At 48.0% G+C, this 10,348-nt stretch carries 10 protein-coding genes; all 10 read right to left on the bottom strand.

Annotated elements, in window-relative coordinates; genetic code table 11:
- The coding region (locus WG89_RS32150) for a transposase (RefSeq protein ID WP_062260605.1) at positions 1-169 on the bottom strand (169 nt) is incomplete at its 3' end.
- A 29-nt stretch (positions 170-198) separates the two neighbouring features.
- Complete coding sequence (locus WG89_RS14815) at positions 199-690, bottom strand: hypothetical protein (protein ID WP_062267457.1); 492 nt, start codon at positions 688-690, stop codon at positions 199-201.
- A 291-nt stretch (positions 691-981) separates the two neighbouring features.
- Positions 982-1,998: a lipoyl synthase gene (gene lipA, locus WG89_RS14810; RefSeq protein WP_062267455.1), complete on the bottom strand. Its 1,017-nt coding sequence runs from the start codon at positions 1,996-1,998 to the stop codon at positions 982-984.
- An 84-nt stretch (positions 1,999-2,082) separates the two neighbouring features.
- The gene (lipB, locus tag WG89_RS14805; protein ID WP_079253853.1) at positions 2,083-2,778 is read right to left on the bottom strand and encodes a lipoyl(octanoyl) transferase LipB; all 696 of its coding nucleotides are present in this window, start codon (positions 2,776-2,778) and stop codon (positions 2,083-2,085) included.
- Positions 2,779-2,810: 32 nt separating this feature from the next.
- Positions 2,811-3,077, bottom strand: a complete 267-nt coding sequence (locus tag WG89_RS14800; protein ID WP_062267452.1) for an HP0495 family protein — start codon at positions 3,075-3,077, stop codon at positions 2,811-2,813.
- Positions 3,078-3,183: 106 nt separating this feature from the next.
- Complete coding sequence (locus tag WG89_RS14795) at positions 3,184-4,380, bottom strand: D-alanyl-D-alanine carboxypeptidase family protein (protein ID WP_062267450.1); 1,197 nt, start codon at positions 4,378-4,380, stop codon at positions 3,184-3,186.
- Positions 4,381-4,551: 171 nt separating this feature from the next.
- Positions 4,552-5,361 carry a septal ring lytic transglycosylase RlpA family protein gene (locus WG89_RS32720; RefSeq protein ID WP_281177701.1) on the bottom strand — a complete coding sequence of 270 codons (810 nt, stop codon included), beginning with the start codon at positions 5,359-5,361 and terminating at the stop codon, positions 4,552-4,554.
- A 232-nt stretch (positions 5,362-5,593) separates the two neighbouring features.
- The gene (mltB, locus tag WG89_RS14785) at positions 5,594-6,691 is read right to left on the bottom strand and encodes a lytic murein transglycosylase B (RefSeq protein WP_245662923.1); all 1,098 of its coding nucleotides are present in this window, start codon (positions 6,689-6,691) and stop codon (positions 5,594-5,596) included.
- A 360-nt stretch (positions 6,692-7,051) separates the two neighbouring features.
- Entirely contained in the window at positions 7,052-8,200 is a 1,149-nt protein-coding gene (gene rodA, locus WG89_RS14780) for a rod shape-determining protein RodA (protein ID WP_062267446.1), read from the bottom strand.
- The gene (gene mrdA / locus WG89_RS14775) at positions 8,197-10,062 is read right to left on the bottom strand and encodes a penicillin-binding protein 2 (protein ID WP_062267444.1); all 1,866 of its coding nucleotides are present in this window, start codon (positions 10,060-10,062) and stop codon (positions 8,197-8,199) included. Before mrdA ends, rodA begins: the two co-directional genes overlap by 4 nt.
- Between the last annotated feature and the right edge of the window lie 286 nt (positions 10,063-10,348).

The following is a 10,348-nucleotide window of genomic DNA, read 5'->3' as shown; positions in this document are numbered from 1 at the left end:
GAGGATAAGGAGGTCTTCCGTTGCCACGCTTAGGGTAATAGGGCTCGATTACGGCCTCTAAGCGTTTCCATGGAATCAGAACCTCCATTCTTTCAAGAAAAATTTCCCTACGAGTTCTGCGTCGCTTCTGGCTGAATTCACTGTCGGAAAAAGAGAGTTGTTGGTCCATGACTACCTCTGATCAAGCTGCTGAGATTATTATCTCATGATCAGGGACTTATTCGCAGGTTCCCTATCTGGTTTCCCTTTGTTTTTAGGCATTATTAATTCAGGTGGCTCTACGCAACCTGATAACTCATTTCTTTTTGAGCAAACATCATAGCCAGAGTAGTAAATAGCAAGGATTATTTCATTACCAAAATTCGTTGTTTCAAACCTGATGCTTGCTGAAGACTGACCTGGTTCGCCAGCCCACTCATACGATACATTCGAAATACCTTCAACCGGGCTGTAAGTGTTATTTAATGCAATATAAAAACACTCTTGAACTGTATTTCCATATGTATTTCTAATATTTGATTTTGAATATTCACACTTAAAAGGTTTATCATTAGCCAAAAGATCAAGAGTCAGAAGCCCTAAGACCAGAATTAAAAACACTTGTTTTGAAAATCTAGACCTATTGAAAAGCACATAATTTATTTTCTTATCGGAAAACCAAGACAGACGCAATAAATTTAGAATATTCATAATTCAGTCCATTGCTTATGAAGCATATCTGATAATTATCCAGCAAAATTATTGTATTAATCCAGTTAAAACCCCCTACAATCCTGAACATTAGTCTAATTCGATTCTTGCAAATCTTATAGTGCCTCCCCCCCCATATCATAAACATTTATTACTCAGGAAATATATTACATGGGCTTTGATGGAAGCTCTCGTTAAAACTCTCTAACCCAATTCTTATAAGTTCACCCAACACCTGATACAAAAAAGCCGCTGAATAACAGCGGCCTCCTTTAAGGTCTTAATTTGGAATTAACTCAAGCCCACATTATTCTTCTGTAGCACCTGTTCTGCACGGTAGCTGGAACGAACCAGTGCACCGGCTACTACTTCTACGAAGCCTCTTTCCAGACCCCATTGACGGTACTTTTCGAACTCTTCAGGTGTCACGTAGCGATCGATAGGCAAGTGGTTTTTGGTAGGCTGCAGGTACTGACCCAGGGTCAGAATGTCACAACCTATAGCCCGGAGATCATCCATGGTTTCAATGATCTCGTCTTCGGTTTCACCCAGACCGAGCATCAGGCTGGTTTTGGTTAACACGTCAGGACGATACTTCTTGGAGTGAGCCAGAACATCCAGAGTCTGCTCGTAGCTGGCACGAGGATCACGAACCGGGTGTGTCAGTCGTTTAACAGTTTCCACGTTTTGGGCAAAGACTGCGATACCACTGTCGACAACCGTTTCTACATCGGCCAGTACACCCAGAAAGTCTGGAGTCAGAGCCTCAACGTCGGTTTCAGGATTGACTTCCTTCACACGTTGAACCACTGCCGCATAGTGACCGGCACCACCGTCTTCCAGATCGTCACGGTTAACAGAGGTCAGAACCAGATATTTCAGGTTCATCAACTTAACGCTGTTGGCGGTATGGTCTGGCTCATCCTTATCAAGCCAGCCCTTCGGGTTTCCTGTATTCACGGCACAGAAGCGGCAGGCTCGGGTGCAAACATCGCCCATCAGCATGATGGTGGCGGTACCGGAACTCCAGCACTCATTAATGTTCGGACACATGGCTTCTTCACAAACCGTACTCAGTTTGTGTTCATGGACTGTACCTTTGACCTCTTTGAACTTGCTGCCGTATTTGGGCTTGATCCTCAACCATTCAGGCTTGCGCATAAAAGGCTGAACCGCTTCTTCCGAGCGATTGCTGGCCTTGATGCCATTCTTGATGGCCGTTATGCCTTTTTCATTGACGAATTTCTCGCCGCTTTGAATATTAACAGCAGGAATCTGAACAGTTGGAATCAGGTTGCTATCGGTCATAGAGTCACAGCCATGTTGATCAGTTGTACCGGTTTGTGAATCAGTGCGTTCACTACCTTGTATTAGAGTATGAAGACAGGTTTCTCAGGCCTCTTGAGCCAGAGGAAACTCCGTTTCTTCCTTTACCGTTTGAGCCTCATTATACCCAAGTTCAGCCATAAGGCACTCAAGTAAGCGATTACTCACTTCATCCCATTGTACAGGATTTTTATAATCCCTGAGCTGGGTCACTTGCAGGCCTTCGTAGCCGCAGGGATTGATGCGGGCAAACGGTTCCAGATCCATATCCAGATTGAAACTCAGCCCATGGTAACTTTTCATCTGCCTGAACCTCAGCCCCAAAGCTGCGATCTTGGCACCATCAATATAAACACCTGGAGCATCCGGTCTGGCGTAAGACTCTACCCCATAACTGGAGAGCACTTTAATAATGGCATTCTCAATAGCCGACACCACTTTTCTCGGCCCACTGCCTGAACGGCGCACATCCAGCAGCAAATAGACGACCAGCTGGCCGGGCCCATGATAGGTAACCTGCCCACCACGGTCTACCTTAACCACCGGAATGTCGCCCGGAGCCAAAACGTGCTCAGGCTTGCCCGCCTGGCCCAGAGTGAATACCGGGTCGTGTTCAACGAACCAGAGTTCATCCACCGTTTGCTCATCTCTGCTTGCAGAGAATTGTTTCATAGCCTCAAAAACGGGCTCATAGGGCTGCCTGCCCAGATAGCGGAGATTCAGCTTCATTGGAGCCTTCAGCTCTGATGCTTTTTCGCTCATTGGAGCCCTCAGCCCCGATGCTTTTTCACTCATCAGAGAACCATCTGGACTCGGCCGGTGGCTTTCAGGTCTTCGAAGATAGCCTTCAATTGAGGCTCTCCGGTGGCCCTGATGGTCACCATCACAGAAGTGTATTTGCCAGTACGGCTCTCTTTCAGTCGGAAGTTGCCATCATAATCCGGTGCATGCTGTTTGACGATAGTGCAGACAGCTTCCTGAAAATCCGGAGCGGCATTACCCACGATACGGATCTCGTAATCGCAGGGAAACTCAATCTTGGGTGCTTCTTGATCGGTCATTTTTATCCACTGACAATAAATGAAATACCTTCAGACTCACCAGAGTCTGAAGGTATTTTTGTTTCGCACTCCAGCAAAGTACCCGACAGGCACTCTTACTGGTTGATCAGAACAATCCTTTAAAGAACAGTCTGACGCTATCCCACAGACGCTTGAAGAAACCGCCACGCTCAACCGCAGCCTCAGCTCTCAGTGGCACTTCCTTGATAACTTCGTCATTGATGGTCACTTTCAAAGTACCCAGCTGTTGGCCAGCTTCCACAGGCGCTTCAATCATTGGGTCAATTTCCAGGGTCGCCTTCAGATCTTTACCGGTACCTCTGGGTACGGTCACAATCAGATCTTTGTCGATGGCCACATTCACCTTATCCTGCTTGCCTTTCCAGACAGGCACGGTCTCAAGTGTTACGCCACCTTTTTTGACGTCCACATTCTCAAAGAAACGGAAACCGTAGGTCAGCAATTTCTGCGCTTCTTCCGCACGCTGCTTTTCGCTCCTGGCTCCCAGAATAACCGTAATCAGACGACGTCCATCACGATCAGCAGTAGCGGCCAAACCGAACCCGCTGGCTTCGGTATGACCGGTCTTCAGGCCATCTACATAAGGGTTGGTCCACAGCAAACGATTTCTGTTTGCCTGACGACGCAATGGCTTGCCGGTCTTCTTGTCGGTACCGTACTGATAATACTTCTGAGCGTACAGCTCGTAATATTCCGGGTAGTCCTTAACGATATGGCGAGACAATATCGCAAGATCCCTTGCGGTGGAATAGTGGTCACTCGCGGGCCAGCCAGAAGCATTGACAAAATGGGAGTTAATCATCCCGAGTCTTTTGGCGGTATTGTTCATCAGCTGAGCAAAGGCGTCTTCACTGCCTGCAATGTGCTCAGACATAGCAACACTGGCATCGTTACCAGAAACAATAATGATCCCCTTCAGCAGCTCCTGAACAGGGACTCGCTCACCCACTTCCACGAACATGGTGGAGCCGCCCATTTTCCAGGCTTTTTCGCTGATCAGTACCTCATCATCACGCTGAATGTTACCAGCAGCCAGTTCGACTTCACCAATATAGGCGGTCATCATTTTCGTCAGACTGGCAGGGTGACGGGTTTCATCCGGATTCTCGGAAGCCAGAATTTCGCCACTGTCGGCATCCATCAGGATAAAACTGCTGGCAGAAATCTTGGGCGCGGCAGGAATCAGGGCTCCTGTCTTCGCCTGAGCCACCGGGGCCGCAAGAATAAACAGCATGGACGCCCATCCAACCAGCTTGCGGACAGGACTCAATCGTTTGGTCATTTAGAAATTAGCTCTGAAATTCTCTGTTGCCGGTCATTATAATGTTACCGACCGATGAGTTTAAGGGAAGCATTGAAAATAGAATGTAATATGTTCACATCCTGACCACAAGGAGCTCGCCTGACAGAGCTACATCCTCTCTGCCAGACGGGAAAGAACTATTACAGGCAATTACTCAGCATTCGCATCTTCGTATACCAGAAAAGGCACATCAAAGTTGCCTTCATCCAGCTTGTCCAGCAGTTCTTCCAAATGTTCCGGAGTTTGCACAGGGCCAATGCGAACACGGTAATAAGGGTCTGGCACATCATTGCCTTTCACAACCTTGATATTGCTACCAATGGTTTCAGATATCTGCCGACGCAGCACCTGAGCGTTGTGATAGTTTTTTAACGCTGCAAGCTGAACATAGAGTTCCTGATCGTCCGCTTCTTCTTCACTGGTATTTTCAGCGCTTTTGGCCGCAGCAAAGGATTTAACATCAATGCCTTCCACCAGCACATCGGTGACACCAACATTGGCAAACCCCAACTTAACCGCTGCCGCATAAGACAGATCAATCAGGCGATCGCCATGAAAAGGGCCACGATCATTCACCCGTAGCACCACTGACTTGCCATTCCGGCTGTTGGTCACTTTCACGTAAGAAGGCAAAGGCAGGGTTTTATGAGCCGCCGTCATACCATAGAGGTCATACACCTCACCATTGGCCGTCTGCTTGCCATGAAACTTGGTGCCATACCAGGACGCTGTACCTTCTTCCTGATAACCCTTGGCACTTTTCATGGGTGTATAGGTCACCCCGTTAAGGTCGTATGGGGAGTCCTTGAACTTGCCATCATGAGTGACAGGAACAGCATCAGGAATCTGACTGACGTCTCTTTTCTGCTTGGGAGGACCATCCTGAACGGTGACGCAGCCACCCAGTAGAAGGAGGGTCAGCCCCAGGATGCTCCCTGCAATGGTTTTTGTTCTGATCATGAATCTCATACGATTAGGCGCTTTAAAATTATTCAGTCAATGGCACAAAAGCCAGCCCTGGCGGTGCATTAATAGATACCGGTGTGAAACTGTTTAAGAATGATAAAAAAATCATCTTCTACATAATAGAAAACCGCTTTAACGCCTGATGCGAAAAAGCGGCACTTTAGCCCGGAATCGTCATATTACTCTCAGTGAATCGGAACCGAATCACTGAGAATGGCTACTCAGATTATAGAGGTTTCTTTTCGGCAACCGTCTTCCCAGACTTTGGCACTGATGTTTTATAGCTGGATTTTACATCTCTTGCCAGCTGATAAACGGCCATAGCATAGAGTTTGCTGCGGTTATAGGTGGTGATGACATAAAAGTTATGCATTCCCAACCAGTACTCTGCTCCCTTGTCACCCTCCAGCTTGAACGCTGCAGCCTTGGAAGCCTCAGGCAACACAGCTACAGGCCGCCAGCCAGAACCTTCCAGCTGTTTCAGGGTTTTCTTGGGTCTGACAGAGTCAGAAACTGCTTTCTCATACTTGGTTCCGGTCACTTTCGCCTTGCTGGCAATAGGCTTGCCGGCTTTCCAGCCATTCTCCCGCAGGTAGTTGGCAACACTGGCAATAGCGTCTTCTTCCTGCTTCCAAATGTTGGATTGTCCGTCACCGGTATAGTCCACGGCATAAGCCCGATAGCTTGATGGCATGAACTGGGGAATCCCCATAGCGCCGGCATAGGAACCGGTCAGTTCAGAGACATCCAGTTTCTGCTCACGTGCCAGGATCAGGAACTCTTTCAACTGTTTAGTGAAAAACTTGCTGCGAGGAGGGTAATCAAAGCTCAGAGTGGACAACGCATCCAGAACCTTGAACCCACCGGTCTGTCGGCCATAGTAGGTTTCTACACCGATAATAGCGACGATGATATGAGCCGGTACACCGTACTCTTTTTCAACTCTCGACAAAGTCTTCTCGTGAGCACCCCAAAAGGTCACTCCTCGATCGATCCGCTCCTGGGTCATGAAAATCTTGCGATAGCCTTTCCATTCCAGACGCTTCTCTGCGGGTCGGCTGATTAACTCCAGCACCCGGTCAGACTTGTTAGCCTTACCCAGAACGTCCTGCAGCTCCTGACGAGAAAACTTTTCATTCTTTACCAGATCATCGATAAACGCCTTCACTTCAGGCTGAAGAGCATAATCCGGTTTTTTGCTTACGGTTTTTTCAGCGTCAGCAGCTATAGCTGAGCCTGCCATAAGACAGCCGCTGATTACCGCGCCTGCAGCCATAAGCCGAAGCGACTGCAGTTTTAAAAATCTTTTTTCCATTAAAGCCATATTCATCCCCCTGCTACTACTCTGGATATCCGTTTTCCTGAATGCCGATAGCTCATAAAACGCCATACGGGATAATGCTTACTCTACAGCAGACAAAAAGAGACAACTAGCGTGCCTGTGTAATAAGTTTGTCAGGAGAGAACTCAAGCACACTGATGACCCACTCAATGCCAACCGTCATCTCTGAAACTGCATACACATACAATATGAGAAAGCTGCCATTCGATGGAACTCACAACCAAGCATTCCATCGATTCAATCATGAAAATAGCGCAAGAGATCCGGGGTCGCACTTTCATGATGACAGCTACGGCTTGAGAAGCCTTCTTTCCAGAACTGAAAAGAAGGCTTCAACAAGATTTATCGGCTTTGCCCCAGAAATGTTTTGTGGGTATGAATGGACATCAGAATACCAAAACCTGCCATCAGGGTTGCCAGTGAAGTACCTCCCCGGCTGACCAGTGGTAGTGGAACCCCCACGACCGGAAGTAGCCCGCTCACCATACCAATGTTGACGAAGATATAGACAAAAAACGTCAGAGTAATACTACCTGCCAGAAGCCTGCCAAACAGGGTCTGTGCTTTGAGGGTAATAAACAAGCCTCGACCTAAGATCAGAGCATAAAGTGCCAACAGGACTAGACAGCCCATAAGCCCAAACTCTTCGGCCAGAACGGCAATAATAAAGTCGGTATGACTTTCAGGTAGAAAGTCCAGATGCGACTGAGTCCCCAGCAACCAGCCTTTTCCGTATAACCCACCGGAGCCAATAGCAATTTTCGACTGAATGATATTCCAGCCAGCTCCCCATGGATCACTCTCAGGATTGAGAAAAGTAAGTACCCGTTGTTTCTGATAATTCAACATTACAAAATGCCAGAAGCCCCAGATGGAGGGAACCGCCAGCATAATGGCAGAAAAGATCAGTCGTTTGCGCAAACCTGCCAGCAGCAATACAAACATTCCTGACGCACCAATCAAAAGTGAGGTGCCCAGGTCAGGCTGCTTGGCAATGAGGACTACCGGAATACCAATCATGACCAATACAACAACAATATCTTTCAAGGAAGGCGGCAACTGCCGTCTGGAAAGATAGGTAGCCACAACAATCGGCATAATCAGCTTAATGATTTCAGAAGGCTGAAAGCGAATAAAAGGTAATTGAATCCAGCGTTGGGCCCCCTTGGAGTGGATTCCCATGACCAGAACGGCAACCAGAAGAATGACACCTCCGATATAAATCCAGGGCGACAATCGCATCAAAAGACGGGGAGAGAACTGGGCAATGATAATCATGCCGACAAAGCCAATGAGCATATAAACCGCTTGTCGAATGACAATGCTCATATCCTGCCCACTGGCGCTGTAGAGAACAAACAGGCCTGCCCCACAGACAATGGCCAGAAAGCCAATGAGCATAAAGTCGATATGCAAACGCTCCGACCAGTCCGGAGCCTTGTGGAAGCCCTGTCCTTCATCAAGCTGGCGAACAAAATCCTGGCCGGTCATTGCGCAGTCCTCTTGTTTTCAGCACGGGCTGTTTCCTGCTTAGCTTTTTCCAATTTTGGAAGAAGGTAGTAATCCATAATGTCTCGGGCAACGTTGGCAGCACCATTATTGTTTTCCAGTACCACGGCTACCGCTATCTGCGGGTCTTCGATGGGAGCAAAGGCCACAAACAAACTGTGGTCCCGCTGGAACTCCTTGAGTTTCTCAGCGTCGTACTCTTCGCCCTGTGGAATACTGACAACCTGAGCCGTACCCGTCTTGCCTGCCGTCCGATATTTCAAACCACGACCAATCCGCCAGTAGGCTGTTCCCCGGTTGTAGCTGACCACCTTCTCCATTCCGTCGATCACAAAGTCCCAGTCACGATCATCCAGTTCAATGTCATGACCCCATTCCGGACTCTGAAACTCAGGGATGTCTTCTTTCACCAAACGAGGCTGAACATGCTTGCCCCGGTTAGCAATCAAAGTGACTGATTCGGCAAGCTGCATCGGAGTAGTCAGCATGTAGCCCTGACCAATGATGGCAATTACGGTTTCACCGGGATACCAGGGCTGACCATAAGCACCACGCTTCCACTCTCTTGAAGGAAGAAGCCCAATTCTTTCCTCGTGTATATCAATTCCGGTCTTGCGACCCATTCCGAATTGACTGAGAAAATCATGGAGGCGATCAATCCCTATTTTTCCCGCCATGTTATAGAAAAAAGTATCGTTGGATCGCATAATAGCCTGCTTCAAGTCAATCCAGCCATCACCCCGGCGATTCCAGTTACGGAAACGGTGATCACTGCCAGGCAGCTGGAACCAACCTTTGTCGTAAATTTTGTCATCTCTCTCAACAACATCATTAGACAAAAGCCCCAGTGCTACCAGCGGCTTGATGGTGGAAGCCGGCGGATACTCACCCAACGTCGCACGGTTATAAAGAGGTCTTTCAATATCCGTATTGAGATCATTAAAGGTGGCGTAATCAATACCGGTGACAAACAGGTTAGGATCAAATGCGGGGTTGCTGACCATAGCCATAACACCACCAGTCTTGGGATCCAGTGCAACAACAGAGCCTCTTCGCCCTTTCATAGCCTTGATGGCTGCGTTTTGCAGGTCGGTATCGATATAAAGGTGCAGATCCTTGCCCGGAGAAGGGTTAACCCGACTCAACACACGGGTCACACGTCCGCGAGCATTGACTTCAACTTCCTGATAGCCCGGCTTACCCAAGAGTATGCGCTCGTAAAAGCGCTCCAGACCAATCTTACCTATGGTGTAGGTGCCGGTATAAAGTGCCGGGTCAAGGTTTTTCAATTCCCGATCATTAATACGCCCTACATAGCCCACGCTATGGGCAAAGGAACTGCCTTCCGGATATTCACGAACCAGCTCGGCATTAATCTCAACACCCGGCAGACGAAACTGGTTTACAGCGACCAGAGCTACTTGCTCATCATTCAAACGGAATTTGAGCGGCACTGACTCAAAGGGCCTGCGTCGTTTGATTTGCTGAAGGAAGCGATTGTGTTCGTACTCAGAGATAGGAATCAGCCGGGCAATATCCTCAAGCAGCTGATCAATATCCTCTACACGCTCACGAACAATTGCCAGAGTTTTACTGGAACGGTTAGTGGCTAACAAGTTGCCATTGCGATCATAAATCAGTCCACGTACCGGAGGGACAGTCTGCAGAAGGACACGATTTTCTTCAGACTGGGTGGCCAGCTCATCGTATTTGACCACCTGGAGATAAAAAAGTCTGGATACCAGCACCATGACCAACAGGATCATGAAGACCAGTGCCAACCAGACCCGAATACTGACAATCCGTTGCTCTGCTTTATGGTCCTTTAGGGTATTCACCGGCATCTGTTTTACCGAGAAAGCATTGCTTTCTTCACTTATTCAATTCTTTATCATGAAAATACAGCTTTACCAGGGACAACAACTATTTTCATAGTGAGTGTTGAGGCTGTATTTCGACTTATGGCTGTTTACTGTGAAAACGATATTGTTTGGCCTTTATTCTGATCAAGACCGCCAAAGGCTTTTTTCTTTCACTTTACTCTGTAAATACAGTTATCTTAGATTTCGAAGGCCGCTCCCATAACCTGGATGAACAGCCCCAGCGTATGGCTGTCGGGATATTCATCCG

Origin of the sequence: Endozoicomonas arenosclerae (assembly GCF_001562015.1) — a bacterium.
Taxonomy (GTDB): Bacteria; Pseudomonadota; Gammaproteobacteria; order Pseudomonadales; family Endozoicomonadaceae; genus Endozoicomonas_A; species Endozoicomonas_A arenosclerae.
This window is presented reverse-complemented; position numbering and strand designations above follow the sequence as displayed.